Annotated in this window: 13 protein-coding genes; 8 read left to right on the top strand and 5 right to left on the bottom strand. The window is 51.9% G+C overall.

Features of this window, described 5'->3' with window-relative positions; translation table 11 throughout:
• Window positions 1-112: 112 nt before the first annotated feature.
• Both tusD and tusC read left to right on the top strand, forming a co-directional pair.
• Entirely contained in the window at window positions 113-502 is a 390-nt protein-coding gene (gene tusD / locus EK22_RS00905; RefSeq protein WP_020157181.1) for a sulfurtransferase complex subunit TusD, read from the top strand.
• Window positions 503-507: 5 nt separating this feature from the next.
• Window positions 508-864 carry a sulfurtransferase complex subunit TusC gene (gene tusC, locus EK22_RS00900; protein ID WP_020157180.1) on the top strand — a complete coding sequence of 119 codons (357 nt, stop codon included), beginning with the start codon at window positions 508-510 and terminating at the stop codon, window positions 862-864.
• Window positions 865-925: 61 nt separating this feature from the next.
• Here the strand turns inward: tusC and ettA are convergent, their stop codons facing one another.
• The 3 genes from ettA to EK22_RS00885 all read right to left on the bottom strand — a co-directional run bounded on the left by ettA (window position 926) and on the right by EK22_RS00885 (window position 3,680).
• Window positions 926-2,590 carry an energy-dependent translational throttle protein EttA gene (gene ettA, locus EK22_RS00895; protein WP_027146932.1) on the bottom strand — a complete coding sequence of 555 codons (1,665 nt, stop codon included), beginning with the start codon at window positions 2,588-2,590 and terminating at the stop codon, window positions 926-928.
• A 64-nt stretch (window positions 2,591-2,654) separates the two neighbouring features.
• Entirely contained in the window at window positions 2,655-3,128 is a 474-nt protein-coding gene (locus tag EK22_RS00890; protein ID WP_036247088.1) for an SRPBCC family protein, read from the bottom strand.
• A gap of 342 nt (window positions 3,129-3,470) precedes the next feature.
• Complete coding sequence (locus EK22_RS00885) at window positions 3,471-3,680, bottom strand: cold-shock protein (RefSeq protein WP_020157177.1); 210 nt, start codon at window positions 3,678-3,680, stop codon at window positions 3,471-3,473.
• A 743-nt stretch (window positions 3,681-4,423) separates the two neighbouring features.
• Between EK22_RS00885 and EK22_RS00880 the strand changes: the two genes are divergently transcribed.
• Window positions 4,424-6,817: a caspase family protein gene (locus tag EK22_RS00880; protein ID WP_036247086.1), complete on the top strand. Its 2,394-nt coding sequence runs from the start codon at window positions 4,424-4,426 to the stop codon at window positions 6,815-6,817.
• 40 nt (window positions 6,818-6,857) lie between these two features.
• Window positions 6,858-8,354: a serine/threonine-protein kinase gene (locus tag EK22_RS00875; RefSeq protein WP_036247084.1), complete on the top strand. Its 1,497-nt coding sequence runs from the start codon at window positions 6,858-6,860 to the stop codon at window positions 8,352-8,354.
• A gap of 67 nt (window positions 8,355-8,421) precedes the next feature.
• Here EK22_RS00875 and EK22_RS00870 read toward each other — a convergent pair whose 3' ends face one another.
• The gene (locus tag EK22_RS00870) at window positions 8,422-11,211 is read right to left on the bottom strand and encodes an autotransporter family protein (protein ID WP_081917711.1); all 2,790 of its coding nucleotides are present in this window, start codon (window positions 11,209-11,211) and stop codon (window positions 8,422-8,424) included.
• A gap of 287 nt (window positions 11,212-11,498) precedes the next feature.
• Here EK22_RS00870 and EK22_RS00865 point away from each other — a divergent pair, with 287 nt between their 5' ends.
• Window positions 11,499-12,701: a glycosyltransferase gene (locus EK22_RS00865; RefSeq protein ID WP_036247080.1), complete on the top strand. Its 1,203-nt coding sequence runs from the start codon at window positions 11,499-11,501 to the stop codon at window positions 12,699-12,701.
• 209 nt (window positions 12,702-12,910) lie between these two features.
• Here EK22_RS00865 and tssJ read toward each other — a convergent pair whose 3' ends face one another.
• Complete coding sequence (tssJ, locus tag EK22_RS00860) at window positions 12,911-13,414, bottom strand: type VI secretion system lipoprotein TssJ (RefSeq protein WP_161786365.1); 504 nt, start codon at window positions 13,412-13,414, stop codon at window positions 12,911-12,913.
• Between the two features lie 351 nt (window positions 13,415-13,765).
• Between tssJ and tagH the strand changes: the two genes are divergently transcribed.
• From tagH to icmH, 3 genes are all read left to right on the top strand, one after another.
• Window positions 13,766-15,277, top strand: a complete 1,512-nt coding sequence (gene tagH / locus EK22_RS00855; RefSeq protein WP_036247077.1) for a type VI secretion system-associated FHA domain protein TagH — start codon at window positions 13,766-13,768, stop codon at window positions 15,275-15,277.
• Window positions 15,278-15,350: 73 nt separating this feature from the next.
• Complete coding sequence (gene tssK, locus EK22_RS00850) at window positions 15,351-16,688, top strand: type VI secretion system baseplate subunit TssK (RefSeq protein ID WP_027146930.1); 1,338 nt, start codon at window positions 15,351-15,353, stop codon at window positions 16,686-16,688.
• 6 nt (window positions 16,689-16,694) lie between these two features.
• Entirely contained in the window at window positions 16,695-18,035 is a 1,341-nt protein-coding gene (gene icmH, locus EK22_RS00845; RefSeq protein WP_036247075.1) for a type IVB secretion system protein IcmH/DotU, read from the top strand.
• The last annotated feature ends 5 nt before the right edge of the window (window positions 18,036-18,040 follow it).

Genomic DNA, 18,040 nt, shown 5'->3' with positions numbered 1-18,040 from the left:
GCCAGCGATTGGTATTTTATAAGATTATAATAGGCGTGGGTTACCGCTATCAACAGCACTCTCTGATAGAACTCAGGACCTATTTGTTCCATGTTTAACCATTTCTTTAATCATGAAATTCGCCATTCAAATCAATAACAGCCCTTATCAGTCAAATACAGGTCATACGGCTTACCAATTTATCAAGGCCGTGCTGGCGCAAGGACACGAAGTATTTCGGGTGTTTTTTTACCAGGACGGTATTTATCACGCTTTTAAATATGCCACGCCACCCGATGACGAGCTTCAGTTTACGGCGCAGTGGAGCGAGCTGGCGCGGCAGTACCAACTGGATTTGGTCGTTTGTATCTCTGCCGCGCAACGGCGCGGATTATTATGTGCCGATGAGGCCAAAAGGCAGGGCAAGATGGATAACGATCTGGCCGAGGGCTTCCGCATTTCAGGATTGGGGCAGCTGGTTGAAGCCACGCTGGAAGCTGATCGCTTTATTGTCTTTGGTTGAGAAAAATGAAGAAATATTTGTTCGTATTGCGCAAGCCGGCGCACAGCGGCGCTCAGGTTCAGGAAATGCTGGATATTATCCTGACGACGGCGGCATTCGATCAGCAGGTCGGTATACTGCTACTCGATGATGGTGTTTTTCAGTTAAAAAACGGCCAGCAGCCCGATATCGCCGGCATGAAGGATATCGCGGCTATCTTTAAAGCGCTGGAGATCTATGAGGTGCATGATGTTTATACGGAAGTCGAATCTCTGCGGGAGAGAGGATTAAAACCAAAGGATTTGTGCTTGCCGGTTCGGGAGTTTTACAGAAAGGATATAGCCAGTTTGATGAAACGGTATGATGTTGTATTTTCGGGCTAGGCAATCAATCGAACACGGAGCGGGGTAGTGATCCCGCTCCGCGCTGTTAAGGGTTGATCGATCAGGCTAGCTTTTTGTATTTCAACCGGTGAGGGTTGTCGGCATCGCTTCCCAGGCGGCGATGGCGGTCGGCTTCGTAATCTTCATAGTTGCCTTCAAACCAGACCACATTACTGTCACCTTCAAATGCCAGCATGTGCGTGGCGATTCTGTCCAGGAACCAGCGGTCATGCGAGATAACCACGGCGCAGCCGGGGAAGGCGAGCAGGGCTTCTTCCAATGCGCGCAGGGTTTCAACATCGAGGTCGTTGGTCGGTTCGTCGAGTAGCAGCACGTTGCCGCCGGTTTTCAGCAGCTTGGCCAAATGCACGCGGTTGCGTTCGCCGCCGGACAGATCGCCGATGCGTTTTTGCTGATCGGCGCCTTTAAAGTTAAAGCGCCCGACATAAGAGCGCGAAGGAGTTTCATATTTGCCGACCGTGATCATGTCCAGTCCATCGGAAATTTCTTCAAAGACGGTTTTGTTCGGGTCCATGTCGTCGCGTAATTGGTCAACATAAGCCAGTTCCACGGTTTGGCCCATGGTCAGAGAGCCGGAGTCGGCTTGCTCCAGGCCTGCCATCATGCGAAACAGCGTGGTTTTACCGGCGCCGTTAGGTCCGATAATGCCGACGATGCCGCCCGGCGGCAGTCTGAAGTTCAAGTTGTTGAACAGCAATCGATCGCCGAAGCCTTTGCTGATGTTGTCGGCCTCGATTACGACATCACCCAGGCGCGGACCGGGCGGAATGTAAATTTCCTGGGTCTCATTGCGTTTCTGCACCTCTTGCGATGACAGTTCCTCGAAGCGTGCCAGACGGGCCTTGCTTTTGGCATGACGGCCTTTAGGGTTCGAGCGTACCCATTCAAGCTCGGCTTTCATGGCTTTTTGGCGGGAGGATTCCTGCTTTTCTTCCTGTTCCAGTCGCCGGCCTTTTTGTTCCAGCCAGCTGGAGTAATTGCCTTCCCATGGGATTCCCGAGCCTCTGTCCAGTTCCAGAATCCAGCCTGCGACATTATCTAGAAAATAACGGTCATGCGTCACCGCGACAACGGTGCCGGGATAGTCATGCAGAAAGCGTTCCAGCCAGGCGACCGATTCGGCGTCCAGATGGTTGGTCGGTTCATCCAGCAGCAGCATGTCAGGATTAGATAGCAGCAGCCGGCATAAAGCGACACGCCGTCTTTCTCCGCCGGATAATTTTGTCACATCCGCATCCCAGTCCGGCAAGCGTAGGGCATCGGCGGCGATTTCCAGTTTTCTGTCCAGTTCCCAAGCGCCTGCAGTCTCAATTTTTTCCTGCAGATCGGCCTGTTCCGCCAGTAAGGCATCGAAATCGGCATCGGGATCTGCAAAGGCATTGCTGACTTCGTTAAAACGATCCAGAATCGCTTTGATTTCGGCAACGGCTTCTTCAACATTGCCGCGTACGGTTTTATCAGGATCCAGTTGTGGTTCTTGCGGCAGATAGCCGATATTGATGCCTTTTTGCGGAATCGCCTCGCCTTCGATTTCCTTGTCGATACCCGCCATGATTCTCAGCAGCGTTGATTTACCGGAACCGTTTAAACCCAGCACGCCGATCTTCGCGCCGGGAAAGAAGGATAAGGAGATATCCTTGAGTATGTATTTTTTGGGCGGGACAATTTTGCCTACCCGATTCATTGAGTATATGTATTGCGCCATATTTTTGCGTATCAGTTGTAAATTGATAAAGGGTAACCTGATGCGGCCTATTATTCCATTTTATTTATGAATTTTTAACCGTTGCCAAATGCCGAATTAAACTTTCTTCCCCAGACTTCATCACGCGTGCATGGTTCCATTCAAAAATCGGCGCGGCTACTGCCGCAAGCCGGTTCATCCAGGGTTTGCAGGTTTGCACCTGCCATTTAAACTCGACTCTGGTCTGGCGGGTAACAGAATCCGAATATAATTGGCAGCGGCCACAACCTTGTAAATCTCCGCTTACGTTTACAGTGATAAGACGGAGAGGCTGTATTTCGGTAACACGTAAATTTACTAACAAGCTGTATGGCAGGCTGGTACGCCAGCAATACTGTCTGACATTATTGAGGCCGGTTGCATCCCCCGGTTCTATTTCTTCAACGGATGCCACGTATTTCCACCAGGACGGCCAGTTCTCGGTATCGATCAGGCGCGACCAGACCGCTTCAACGGAAGCGGGAATCAGCCAGGTTGTGTTTAAGGAAAACTCGGGCATGGCAAAGGCTCTGTAACTGGATATTGATATAGTATGATTTTTCAGTGATAACACAAATAGCCGCACGGTTTGGAAAAGCCGGTAATCGGAATGCGATTCGATCAGTTTGGATCAGCGATAACATAATATGGTAACGCTAAAAGATAAAGACGTGGCAGCCTTGCCGGGGCAAAAATGCCGGCTATGGCTTTGAAATATGCGGAGTACCCGTTAATAAACCTAAGTGATCTTTGGGGTTGTTGACGGATGACCGGTAGATTTTACCGAGAAAGGGGTTGCATTATTGCTATTCACTAAACTAAAGCCCAAAAGTCAGGCGACTCTTGGGCCGATTTAGATTTGTTACGCTGGGGTTACATTTTCAGCTTGCGGGCCTTTTTGGCCTTGGGTTACCTGCATGGTAACTTTTTGGCCTTCGCGCAAGGTTTTGCGGCCGGTGCCGTTAATTGCACTGTGATGAACAAAAACATCTTTGCCACCTTCTTGTTCAATAAATCCAAACCCTTTTTCATCATTGAACCACTTAACGGTACCTACGACTTGCTCTGACATATTACACTCTTAACTTAAAAAAATCGCCAATTTCAGTTGGCGTTATAAATCCCAGCCTTAACAATAAAGCCGGCTCAAACTTTTTACCGCAGCCAATAGTAGCACTAAAAATACTGGCAGAGCAAAACATAAAAAATTAATATTTTGATCAAATTGAAGACCGCTGTTATCCGGGCTGAAAAGCGGGATGCAGAAAAAATCCGGACCAGTAAAAAATGCGCATAAAAGCTGACTACAGTATAGATAAATTAGTATTTTTAGCAATGTATTTAATGCTCGAGGCATATATTTTTCAATATCAAATTTGCATTAAATAGCCTTCATGCGACTTTAAAACCAAGCGATGAATTAGCCGTATTTACAATTTTTAAAAATTAATAATCAACTTTCTAACTAAAAAGCTCGATTAAAGCCAAATCAGCTGTTAAGTATCTAACAGTTTTTCTATGTCTCTGTTCCCATCTCTTGTCATGGATGCTATAAACAAATTCGACTGATTTAAGGGCCGTTCGGGCTTGGTCGGCCGGATGAAAATATATCGCATCTGAATCATTTTCATGCGGATCCCGGTATGTTCGAACAGCTGAAGCTGATCTGCTGAAGGGCTTGGCTGAAGGAGATGTTAAGGGGTGGTGTTGTGATGGTTAACCATATTATTAGCCAGCCACATGATATACAATCTTGTCGGGGTTTATTATCTGTTTGTGCGAGTCAATCGCTAATAATATCGGGGCAATTGAAAAATGATTCCTATAAAAAAAATAACCACTTCCGCAGTCTGTGTTGCACGGACTGCAAAGCCCAAATATTTCTTTCTGTTTTTGTTTTTTACCGTGCTGATCGGTTGCCAGGCCGGTCCCGGCAGTGACCTTAACAGTTCGAAGGCAACAGAAGGCTTTTCGCCTAAGGACACCGACAAGCTTTTCATTGTCGATTGCTTGTTGCCGGGGCAGGTTCGCAAGCTCGGCACGCAGATGACCTACATTTCCAGCCGGCGCCCCATCAGAACGACAGCCGGCGAATGCGAAATTCGCGGCGGCGAATATGTGGCTTATGACCGCGCCAATTTCGCCTCGGCGTTGAAAGTGTGGTTGCCGCAGGCGCAACAGGGCGATGCCGAAGCTCAGGTGACGCTGGGGGAAATCTATGAAAAAGGCCTGGGCGGCGCGGCCGATCCTGCTATGGCGGCGCAATGGTATTTAAAAGCGGCCGAGCAAGGCAATTCCAGGGCTCAGGTTAACCTCGGCTATCTTTATGAGAAAGGCCTGGGCGTAAAGAAAGACATTCCGACCGCGTTGAACTGGTACCGCAAAGCCTCAGGACTGGAGAACTCGGACTTGCAGTTTGCATCGGTGACTGAAGCTGCCGTGGCCGACACTTATAAAGGACAATTGGAAGAATTACGCCAGGAATCGCAAAGTTATGCGCAAGAGGCCAAAAGCCTGCGCAAGCAGTTGGATGAGACCCGGCGGCAGTTGTCCGGGCAGCAGCGAAAATTGTCCGACCTTCGCAGACAACTCAACAACACGCGAAATAAACTGGAGCAGGAACGCGGAAAATCCAATCGCAATGATGCCCTGATCCGGTCGCTGGAAAAGGATTTACAAGAAAAACTATCCAGCGTGAGCGATCAGCAAACCAAAGTTTCCCAACTTGAAACAAAGCTCAGCACGGAACAGCAGCAGGCCAAGGCTGGGAAGAATGGCACCGTTTCGGCCCCCGATTCCGGGCATCAACAACAGGTGGCGCAATCCAGACAAAAACTGGAGCAGTTGCAAGAGCAGCTGAAATCGCTGGAAGCGGAATACTACAATACATCCGTCCGCATCAAAATGGATATGAATGCCATTGAAAACAAAACGCCGCAAACAGGCTCCACGCAGGAAAAACTTGCCTTCGAAAAATTACGTGGCAAACTCAAACAGGACAAAGGCGAATTGCTGGCTCAGGGGTTGCAAATCAAGGAACTGAAAAAGACGATCGGACAAGAGCGGCAGACCCTCGCAAGTCTTGAAAAGGCGCCGGACGAGATGTTAGCGAAAAACGGCCCGGTCATCGACATCATCGATCCGCCGATGACGCTGACCCGCGGCATCCCGAGCTATCAGCTTAGATCCATCGACCGTAGCAAAAAAATTGTCGGCAAAATCGCTGTTGCCGATAGCCTGGAAACGCTGCGCATCAATGACCAGGTAACACCGGTCGACGCCGACGGCATATTCCGTTCCGATATCGCTATTGACAATGCCTTGACGCCGGTCAAGATCGTGGCGGTCGATAAACAGGGTAAACGCAGCATCGTGACGTTCAACTTGCTGGCTAAAAGCCAGGCCGTGGCCGCCGATGAACAAGCCTTGCCGGTCAAGGCCAGTTCCAAAACTTATCCGTCCGTCGACTTTGGCCGGTTTTATGCGCTGATTATCGGCAATAATGATTATTCGCAGCTGCCGACGCTTAAAACATCAATTAATGACGCGAAAGCGGTCGACGACATGTTGCGGACGCGTTACGGCTATAAAACCACGCTATTGATTAATGCCAGCCGGCATCAGATCATGACAGCTTTCAATGATCTGAGAAAAGTGCTGACCGAAAAGGATAATCTGCTGATTTATTATGCCGGTCACGGTGAGATCGATAAGAGCGATCAAAGCGCCTACTGGCTGCCAGCCGATGCGGAAACGGACAATAGCGCCAACTGGCTGTCCAGTCATAATATCACCCGGTATTTGAGCATTCTTTCGGCCAAGCATATTCTGGTCATCGCTGATTCATGTTATTCCGGTGCCATGACCGAAACCTCGATCGTGCGCCTGCCCGATGAAATGGCTGAGGAGAAACGCGAGAAATGGCTGAAATTCATGAATAATCGAAAAGCCAGAACCGTCATGACCTCAGGGGGCGTCAAGCCGGTACTGGACTCGGGCAGCGACGGCCATTCGGTATTTGCCAATGCCTTTCTTAAGGCGCTGGGAAGCAATAACGGCTTGCTCGAGGACTATGAGCTGTACAGAATCGTCTCCGCTAAAGTCAAGCAGTCCGCATCACAGATCGGTTTTCAGCAAAGTCCGCAGTATTCCGCCATGCAGCATGCCGGGCACGAGGGCAGTCCGTTCTTTTTCGTGCCGCGCAGCTAAAAAGGATAGATTGTTTTATTTGATTTAGAGATATGTAACCATGAATCCAGATGATTTAGCCGATGACGCGACGCAAATCGCGCCGGCAAGAACGATGCGTCGGCCATCCGATGCGTTAGACACATTAAGGCATGCGCCCGAGCAAAATGATGATGCGACGGTTCTGGCCCAGCCGGCAAAAAAGCCGGTTCCGGCCGATGACGCCACTGTCCTGGCCACGGCCACTTTCAGAGAGACAAACAGGGAGGAAAAGTCCGAAGCCTTGACAGTAGGCGCGGTACTGAACAAGCGCTTCGTGCTCAAGGAGGTTCTCGGCAGCGGCGGCATGGGTACCGTGTTCAGGGCGACCGATCTGCGTCGTCAGGAAGCGCAGGACCAGCAGACCGATGTTGCGTTGAAAGTGTTGAACGAGGAATTCAGGGATGACCCCGAACTGTTCATTGCACTCCAGCGTGAAACGAAGAAATCGCAGATGCTGGCCCATCCGAATATTGTCAACGTTTACGATTTCGATCGCGACGGCCGCAATATTTTTATGGTCATGGAAATTCTGGAAGGAAAGTCGCTTTCTCAATATATACGCGAGATCGCCCCTCAGGGCGGCATTCCGTTCACCAAGGCCTGGCCTATCATTAAAGGACTGGCCTTGGCGTTGGGTTATGCGCATAAAAAGAACATCATCCATTCGGATTTCAAGCCCGGCAATATCTTCATCACCGACAGCGGCGAGGTCAAGGTGCTGGATTTCGGCATCGCCTGTGCAGCGGTAAGATCGGACCGGCAAGGCCATGACGAGACGGTTTTCAATGCCCGCGACTTGGGGGCGCTGACGCCGGCTTATGCCAGCCTGGAAATGTTTGAAAACCGCGCGCCCGATCCGCGCGATGATATTTACGCGCTGGCTTGCGTCAGCTATGAACTGCTGGCCGGTAAACACCCTTTCGGAAAACTGTCCGCCCAGAAGGCGATGGAAGTCAATCTGCAGCCGCCGGCGATTCCGGGGCTGAAACGCCGGCAGTGGAACGCCCTAACGCATGCCCTGGCGCTGAAAAGAGAGCAGAGAACCGTTTCCATCACGCAATTCTTTGATGAGATAGAGCCCAAATCGCCCTGGCCGCGTATCCTTGGGGCGGCATCGATTGTGGCGTTGATTGCGGCGGCCGGCGGTTATGTCTATGTTTATCAGAATCTGGATACCTTGCCGGAAGTGGTTGAACTGACACCGGAGCAGCAGCTCCAGGTCAAGGATCTGCTCGAACTGGCGGAAATCCATTTTGAAGTCGGTTACATTACCGCGCCTTCAGGCAGCAATGCCTTATGGGCGTATCGCCAAGCGCTGTCCATCGATCCTTATAATAAAGAAGCCAAGCAGGGACTGGAGAAGATTGCGAACTTGATCGAAGAACAGGCGAACGAATTATTCGATCAGCAAAAGTTCGATGAAAGTTTGGCAAAAATTGAAGAGGGGCTGGAGGCATTGCCTAAAAAACAAGGCCTGCTGGCATTGAAAGAGCAGATATTGCAGATGAAGCGATAACAATAAGGCTAAAGTTTGAGCATGATAAACCTTAGGGGCGACCGGTCGGGCCGCCCCTTGTGCTTTCCTAAAAAGGAATCCTGACCCCTAATTCCAACAGATGATAGGAAAGGTCGGATTGCCCTACGCGGGTTTCATAGCGGAAAAAGGCCGACCGGCCTTCAGGCAGGGTTGCCGCAATTGAAGCGCCGAGGTTGAAGTAATCGCGGTCGGGGCTGTCGGTCAGGGTCGTGAAATAACCCGTGCCGGCCGGCGCGCTGACAAACTGGGACTGGATGGCGCGCGCACTGTCTTCAAATTGATGCACCCATTCGAAGCGGGCGCCCGGCGCGAGAATGCCCCAGGGCATGCTGATCGACTGGCTGAACTGGCTGCCCAGCGTCGTCGTCAACGATGAAATCGATTGGTCCGCCACACTCAGGGCAAATCCCGCGCCGCCCTGTTCGTTATATTGATCGATCGTGGTTTCGATATATTCGCCGCGAATATAAGGGCTGATAAAGAAATTAGCTATATAGATATCCTTGCCGAAGCCCACGCTGCCACCGTACTGGTCGCCCTGCGGGTTGCTGGTCGCCGAACTGATCATGCCGGGATAAATGATGCGCCGGTCCATTTCGTAATCATGAATGGCATAACTCATGACCCAGTCGACATAAAAATCCTTGGGCAGAAAATAACTGCCATAGACGGCGAAGTCGCCGGATTGCGTGGTCATGTCGCCGCCATTGTTATCAAAATCCGTATTCGTATGACCGTAACCGGCCGCCATGCCCATGATCAATGCGTCGGTAAACCGATAATCGACCCCCAGCGTAATGCCTTTGGTTTCAAGTTCAAACCCCTTTTCGCGCCCGGTCTTGTTTTTATCGCCGACTTTGATCTGGCCTTTCAGAAAGAAACCTAGCGGGCTATCCCTGAACGGCTCGTCGCCGGCCGCGCCGCCCAATGCATTGTTGAAGGCATGCTGCGCCAATTTGCCTAGCGCCACGTTTTCGCCGTCGACATCCATGGAGAAGCCGAGCACGGAGATGCCGCTGCCATTTTGCCTGTTTCGCAGTTCAACGATGCGGCCATGAATAACCTGTAGCTGTTGCGACCCGAAATCGACGGCAGCCGATCCCTGGGAGGCTATTTGCTCGGGAGCGATGGCATCGAGAATTTGCCGTATTTCATCATTGCTCAGCCCGGACAGATACAGTTCGTCGCAACGCTGCCTGAATTCGCCGGTTGCCGCGGCGCATGACTGGTCCAATGCCGCGGCGATCGACCGTTGGTTGGGCGTGAGGTTGTCGAGCGCGCTCAGCTGCGGCGTGGTATTGGTTATCGTGACATTGATCGTGTCAATGGCGCCGAGCGCGGCGCCTGTCGGGTTGGACAGGCTGATCGAAAACAATTCGTCCTGTTCGGTCGTGTCGCTATCGGCGGCGGTATCGATCGTGATTGTTTTCGGACTGGCATCGCCATCATTCCATACCAGCGTGCCCGATTTCCCGGTATAGTCGCTGCCGGCAAGGGCAGAGCGGTCCGTGGTGGCGTAATCAACACGCACCTCGCCGTCGACGCCGCCTGATCTTTCCACCGTTACCGTGATCGCATTGCCTTCGGTTACCGTATCCTGCGCTACGTTGAATGCTACGGTGCCCGGCGCCGTTTCATCCATTATCGTAACGGTTGAACTGCTGGTGCCTAATGTCAGGGCATTGGTGGGATTGCTTAAATCAATGCTAAAGCTCTCGTTCGGCTCGGTTATGGAATCGGCGCTGATTGGAATGTCGATGGTTTTTGTGCCGGATTCGCCGTCGGCCCAGCTCAGGGTGCCGGAGACGGCATCGAAATCCTGGCCGGCAACCGCCGTGCCGTTATGAGTGTTATAGTCGACAGTGACGCTACCGCTCGAACCATTTGAGCGCGTGGCCGAGACGGTGACATGCCCGGATTTCTCATTGACGCTGTAGGTCGCACTGTCGAGATTGACGACACCGGCATTGTCGTCATCGAGGATCGTCACGGTCGTGCTGCTGGTGCCTAGACTGAGGCCAGTGCTGGGATTGCTGAGATTCAAGGTAAATGTCTCGTCCGGTTCTTTGGTTGAATCGGATGTTATAGGGATCACGATGGTCTTTGTGCCGGATTCACCGTCCTCCCAGTTCAGGGTGCCGGATACGGCGTCAAAATCCTGACCGGCAACCGCCGTGCCATCCGTTGTGGAGAAATCAACGGAGATGGCCGAATCGGCGCCATCCGAGCGCGTGGCGGAAATAGTGATGCTGCCGCCGCTTTCACTGACACTGTACGAAGCGCTGTCCAGGCTTACCGTGCCGGCTGTGTCATTATCGGTGATGTTGACGGTGGCTGTCGCATTACTAGTGATGAGCTCCTCGCCACAGCTTAGACTTTGGAGGCTCAATTGAATGTCTTTGGAATTTTCTGGCTGGGAATCATCGTTAATACTAATGTCTACAGTCGTTGAGTAGGTGGTTTGAACCTCATTGAAGTTAAAGTCGGTTTGAACAGAAAACCCGCCATCCAATGTATAATCGCTACCTTCAATTGCCGATCCGCTAGTAGGCGTGACGGTACCTGAAAAATTACAGCCACCATAATCGTTCGGTTCCTGAGTGACGGTAATGCCCAACTGTCTTGTCCCCGCAGCCTCATCGAAAGTATAGGGATCCTGGGCAAATGCCAGCGTCCAAGCCTCCACGGACAGCGGCGTCAGCGCCATCATACTCCAGGCGGCCAATATTAATGGCTTGGAACCATACAAACGTAGCGGTTGATAGACAGCATTTTTCGAGTCCGGTTTCTCAGGATAAACGGACGGGTGCTTAGGGTATGCCAAGGGCAATTGCATAATAAGGGGAGCTCCTCTATAACAGGCGGAACGTCATCCGCCGACAGCGTTATTTTTTTATTCATCGCTGACGAATATAATGAATCTTAGCAGAATACTGACAGCTGAGCATGACTTATATATGATGCCGGCAATTGCAAAAATCCCATTGATAAATTTTCGTTAACGAAGATTGGCTGTCTGCAAAGGATCATTGCCTGGATCTTTCTCACGGTTGGAAAAAATAAAAGAATGTCACTAAAAACAAGCTCTTTTTCGCCGCCATTGTTGTTCCGGGCTGTCAGGACATGAGCAAAATTCTCTATGCCTGGGAATTGGGCGCGGGGTACGGCCATATCGGAGCTTTTCTTTCCGTGGCAAAACAATTCCAGGAACGCGGGCATGAGGTCATTTTTGTCCTGAAGGATCTTGCGCATGCCCATACGCTGCTCGGTAAGTACGATTTTTCCTATGTTCAGGCCCCCATGCGCTGGCCGGGGGGCGCCGCCGTGCCGCCGGCGATAAACTATGCCGGTATCTTGCGCAACACGGGTTTTCATGAGCCGGCAGGGCTTTTGGCCAGAACGCAAGCCTGGAAAACGTTGATAGCGTGTCTGAAACCGGACATTTTGCTGTTTGACCACGCACCGACGGCGCTGCTGGCTGCCCGCGGCCTGGCGATTCCGCGTGCCTTGTTCGGCACCGGCTTTTATTCGCCGCCCCGGCTCAGCCCGATGCCCACGATGCAGCCCTGGCTGCACGTGCCGGAACAAGAACTGGTCAACAGTGAAGCGCTGATCGTAACGATGATAAATTCGGTGATGGAGCAGGTCGGTGGGCGGAGGCTGACGGTTCTGGCGGATTTGTTCGAAGTCGAGGAGAATTTTCTCTGTACCTTGCCGGAACTTGATCATTATCAGGGGCGCAAGCAAGGCGGATATTGGGGGCCGTTCTTTACTGGGTCGGAAGGCATTGAGCCGGTATGGCCTGGCGTGGGTGATAAACGCCTGTTTGCCTATCTGAACAGGGACTATGCAGGCCTGGAGCCGTTGCTGCGGCAATTGCGGACTTCGTCCTGGTCGGTGCTGGCCCATATACCGGGTACGACCCCAGCGTTTATACAAAAAAACAGCAGCGCCAATCTGCATATCTCGGCGCAACCGGTGAACATGCGGCAAGCGGCGTCACAATGCGAAACGGTTATTTGTCATGCCGGCGCCGGCATTGTCGCGGCCATGCTGCTGGCCGGCAGGCCGTTGCTGATGTTGCCGATGCATCTGGAACAAGCGTTGACGGCAAGAAATGTGGCCTCGCTCGGCGCCGGCGTGTGTATTCCGGCCGAGACGAAAAAGCCGAATTATCGTTCAGCGGTTATGGAAATTTTATCGAACGGCAAATATACGAAAACGGCGGAAAAATTCGCCGGTAAATATGCGGGGCTGGTTCCCGAGACCCAGGCGCTTCGTATTGTCGAACGCTGCGAGGCGCTGATAATGGGTACGAGGCTGTGAAAGTATTCAATTTAAAGAATTTAACCACGAAGGACACGAACGCCTCCAAGGATGGAGGCGGTAGAATTGCGTCTGGAACAGCAATCGAGAGCACGAAGTTTTAAACTTTTGATTAACCTAATTTTTTCTTCGTGTCCTTCGTGATCTTCGTGGTGAATAAGGCTTTTTATGACGTTTTTCACTAATTCTTTCACACTCTCGTACCCAGGCTATCGGGCAATGCTGACGCTGGTTTTGTCGAGATTGACAGTGAACACTTCATTCTGGTCGGCCTTCATTTCGATAAAGGCTTTCCATTGCGCCTGATCGAGATCGCGGAAGGCCGCAAGCACGGCTATATAACGAGCGCCGGGTTGTCGCTCCTGTTTGTCGCTGATTTTTTGTCCGGGCCTGATTTCCAGTTCTTCGCGGTATTTGATATCCTTGCCAACCTGAGCCTGATCATTTTCATATAAAGCGAAAAAATCGCTATTATTAAAGGCAGCAATGCTTTCAAACTGATAAATGCGCACGACCAGCGGTGATGCTCGGCCTTCAATATCCGGATTCAGCTCGTTAGTGGCGGCAAGATTAAGCTCAACCATGAAGGGCTCCGGCGTTGCCGTACTCGAGACATCTTCCTGGAATAAACTGCATCCGCTTAGAATGAGTAGACAACAAATAACCAGACAGGGCAGCGAACCGCTGCGTATAAAACTGTTAATGCCAAGCACGATTTAGCCTCGAGTTCATCAATGAACGGTCAGGGTGAAGTCCGCTTCTGATCACAAATTAGATGAATTTGTAATGCTTAGGAACGGAAAAACAAGGGATTTTGAATGCGTTCGATTCTAGCGTTAAAGCAGCCAGCCTGCAAGGTTTTGCTGGCGGACCTCCTGGTCGAGGCCCCTGCGTTCAGGGTTTTTTTCCGGTATCGATGGCGGATAATTTGATTTAAGGCGGCTTGGAAAAATTATAATAATCACGGTTCAGGTTGTATATTAGCTTTCCCGGAAGGTTTTTGATTATCTACGGTTAGAGTTTGTTAAACGGATAAGCATCATAAATTCAGGAGTAGGGTAGGTATGTCGTTATCGCTAAAAATAATATCATTCAAAGGGCAGCCCTTCGGCGCCGGTACGGAGGTTGTTTTCGACAGCAACGGGGGAACGATCGGGCGTGCCGACGAAAATACATTGGCGCTGCCGGATCCTGAAAAGTTTGTGTCCAGGCGACATGCGTCCATCCTGTTTGAGAATGGTCAATATCTGTTCAAGGACTCCAGTTTAAGCGGCACCTATATCGACAATCAGGAATCGCCGCTCAATAACGCGACCCAGGTGCTGGCCGACGGCATGCGCCTGAGGATAGGCGAATATGAAATTCTGGTTTCCATGACGCAGGAACAGCAAGCGGACGACTTGGCTTTCGAGCCGGACGTATTCGCTTCGTCGTTTACGGACTCGCCTGTCGCCGAAAATCCATCCTACGAGCCCGCCCCTTTCGCACCGGTAGACGATATTTTTAACGCTACATCCCAAGACGATCCGCATCTGGACGCGTTTCTTGGCAACACGGCCGACACGCCTTTCCCGATATCCGATAACCTGTTGCAGCCGGACCCTGATGACCAGGGGCAACCGAAATTCGACAGCCTGATGCAGGCTAATATAGCGACAATCCATGACAGCTATATTCCGCCCGCCCCGTTCGCGGCTCCGCAAAGCGCTAATGAAATCCCCGACGACTTTAATTTCGAGGAATTATTTAATTCCGAGCCAGGTGCGCCAGCCGATGAGCACAGCTGGTTTCAAGGGTTTGAGCCGGAAACAGCCGAGCAATTGCCGCCGGAGACAGCGGAAATCGAACCCGTGTCCGAGGATCTGCTCGGCAAGATGCTGGAGCCGGAAGTGCCGGTGTCCGGGGCCCCGGTCCCGGACCGGGATTTTACTCAGGACAGGCCGGCAGTTCCTGAGCAGGCCCCGGTTATGCAAACCTCGGCAGCCGTTCAGCCCGCTGGCTCGGATGAGTTGTTCAAGGTATTTTTGCAGGGCGCCGGAGTAGAGAAAAAAGACTTGCTGGAGCAGGCGGCGCCGGAAACCATGCGCCGGATCGGCTTGATGTTCAGAAAACTGGTCGAGGGTACCGTGGCGGTGCTCAGGAGCCGCGCGGAATTCAAAAGCCAGTTCCGCGTCAGTATGACGACCATAAGGACAACCAATAACAATCCGCTTAAATTCGCCGTGACCACCGAGGATGCCTTAACGCATCTGGTTAAAAACGGGCAGGGCGGATTCAAGGATTCGGTCGAGGCGATCGATGAGGGCATCAACGATATCATGAGCCATCAGATGGCCATGCAGGCCGGCATCCAGGCGTCCCTGGCGCAAATTTTAAGACAGTTCGATCCGAAACTGATCGAAAAACAGTTTGAGGAAGGGCTGGTTTTGCAAAAAAAATCAAAATGTTGGGATAAATATACTAGTCTTTATCCACGGGTGGTCGAACAGGCGATGGAAGATTTTTTCGGTGATGCCTTTGCCGAAGCCTATGAAAAACAAATGAAGCAGTTGAGCAATCTACGGACGGAAAAATAAAAATAACAATATTCCAAATTCAGGGTTTTTGGATATGATATTTGCAGTATAAGTGCGGGGGGCACGAAAAATAATGTCAGAGAATAACAGAGTAATCTGGTCGCAGGGGATGTTCTTGCGCCCGCAACATTTTCAGCAGCATGACCGCTATATCGAAGCCTTGGTGCGGGGGCGGTGCGGTGTGGGCCGGGTCTATGACTGGGGCATTGCCCGACTGAAAATCGACCAGCGGCAATTGGCGATGGGCAAGTTTGCGCTGGCCGAATGCAGCGGCATTTTTCCGGACGGCACGCCTTTTAACCTGCCGGCCGATGACGAATTGCCCCAGCCTATCGACATACCGGTCGATGTGCAAAACAGCATTATCTATCTGTCCCTGCCGGCGCGCCTTGAAGGATCCATCGAAGTCGACAGCGCTGAAAAGCCCAATAATCTGGCGCGCTATCACGCCGTGGAAACGGAAGTCAGGGATCACAATACCAACAGCAACGAAGTTTCCGAGGTCATGATTGGCCGGTTGCATACCAGCCTGATGCTGGAAAAACAGGAACGTGCCGGCCATATCTGCATAGGCGTGGCCCGGGTCATCGAATCGCGCGCCGACAAGAACGTGATTCTCGACGAAGAATTTATCCCTCCCAGCCTTGATTGCCTTGCCAATCCGAAAATCATCGGCTTTATTAAGGAGATCTGCGGTTTGCTGCATACCCGGGGCGAGGCGCTGGCCGGCAGGGCGTCGGAAGCGGGGCGCGGAGGCGTTTCGGAAATTTCCGATTTTTTATTGCTGCAGGTCATCAACCGGCTGGAACCGCTTTTCGAGCACCTGCAGCATCTGCCCGGCATGCATCCGGAGGATTTCTACCGCATTGCGCTGCAAGTGGCCGGCGAGCTGTCGACTTTCTCCAAACCCAAAAAGCGTCCCGTCAGTCTGCCTGTTTACAAGCACGACAACCTGCAACTCACCTTCAGCTATGTCATCGAGGAAATACGCGACTGCCTGAGCCTGGTGCTGGAGCAAAACGCCATACCGATCCCGCTGACGCCGCCAAAATACGGCACACGCGCGGCGAAAATACCCGATTACAATTTACTGAAAGACGCCTTCTTCGTATTGGCCGTGAACGCACAGGTGCCAGTTGAATTGTTGCGCAGCCAGTTTCCGACTCAGGTTAAAATCGGCCCGGTCGAACAAATTCAGCAACTGGTCAGGTCGGCGCTGCCCGGCATCACCGTGCATCCGTTACCGGTCGCGCCCCGGCAGATTCCCTATCATGCGGGCTTTTCCTATTTTGAATTGAACAAGCAGAGCGAGTTTTGGCAGCAAATGCGCAAGTCCGGCGGCTTTGCCATCCATATAGCCGGCGAATTTCCGGGTCTTGAACTTGAATTTTGGGCAATTAAAAACGGGTAACACAGCGTGAATAATGGTGATCCTTTCGGCAACTTTCTAGACGACGACAAAACTGTTCTGAAACCTTCGCCGGGTCTGCGACGAAAACCCGCTTCGGAGCCCCCGCATCCGGAACAGACGGCACCGGCCTTTGGCCCCGGTGCTGCCGAGGTACTGACCCAGCGGATCAATCTGCAATCGGGCGACAATCCGCTGGTCGGCAGCGCCATGGCGCTATTGTCGCTGGTGACGCAGCTGCGTAACTCCGCATCGCATGCCGACATACCGGGGCTTAGAAATAAGCTGATCAGCGAGGTAAGAAACTTCGAGACCCAGGCCCTGCAGGCTGGCTGCCAGCCTGAGCACGTGCAGGCCGCGCGTTATGCGCTGTGCTCGCTGCTGGACGAATCGATACTCAATACGCCGTGGGGCTGCAATAGTCTCTGGACCACACAGAACCTGCTGGTCACCTTTCATAAGGAATCCTGGGGCGGCGAGAAGTTTTTTCAGATACTGAAGAATTTGATCGCGCAACCCGGCACTTACCTGCATTTGCTGGAGTTGTTTTATTTTTGCCTGAGTCTGGGTTTCGAGGGCAAGTACCGGGTGCTGGAGCACGGCTCGACACGGCTTGAAGAAGTGCGCGAAAACCTGTACCTGGTTATTCGCCGGCAAAGAGGCGACTTTGAAAAGGAATTGTCCGCGCACTGGCGCGGTATTACCGACAAGCGCAATGTGCTGGCCAAATATGTGCCTTTGTGGGTTGTGGCCTCGCTGACCGGCTTAATCCTGATGCTGGTATTCCTGGGGTTTCTGTATGCTGTCAATCAGGCTTCCAATCCGTTGCTGAGCCAGTTGTATAAGATTAAGGACGATCTCGAAGCCAGGGTGGCCGTCAACAAACCCCGGCCGCAAGCACAGCCGGAAGTCGTGCCGGTCAGAAATATTATCGACGATATCAGCGCGTTTCTGGCGCCTGAAATTCAGCAGAATAAAGTCACTGTAGACTCGGTTAACGGCAAAACCGTAATCAGAATCATGGCCAAGAGCTTTTTTGCCTCCGGCAGCGACCAGGTTCAGACCATGTATTATCCGTTGCTGGAAAAAATTGCCCAGGCGCTGGCTACCGTCACCGATCCTATCACCGTGGTCGGGCATACCGATAATGTGCCCATTTTCACGGCCCGCTTTCCTTCCAATTGGGATTTGTCCAGTGCCAGAGCCCAGACCGTGGCGGCGTTTTTAAACAGCCGGGCCCGGTTTAGCCATCCGATTGCCTCGGAAGGGCGCGCGGATACGCAAAGTTTGGTTCCTAACGACAGTCCGGAGCACCGGGCCATGAATCGGCGTATAGAAATCAATTTTTAAGAATT

Origin of the sequence: Methylobacter sp. BBA5.1, from assembly GCF_000746145.1 — a bacterium.
Lineage (GTDB): Bacteria > Pseudomonadota > Gammaproteobacteria > Methylococcales > Methylomonadaceae > Methylobacter > Methylobacter marinus.
This window is presented reverse-complemented; position numbering and strand designations above follow the sequence as displayed.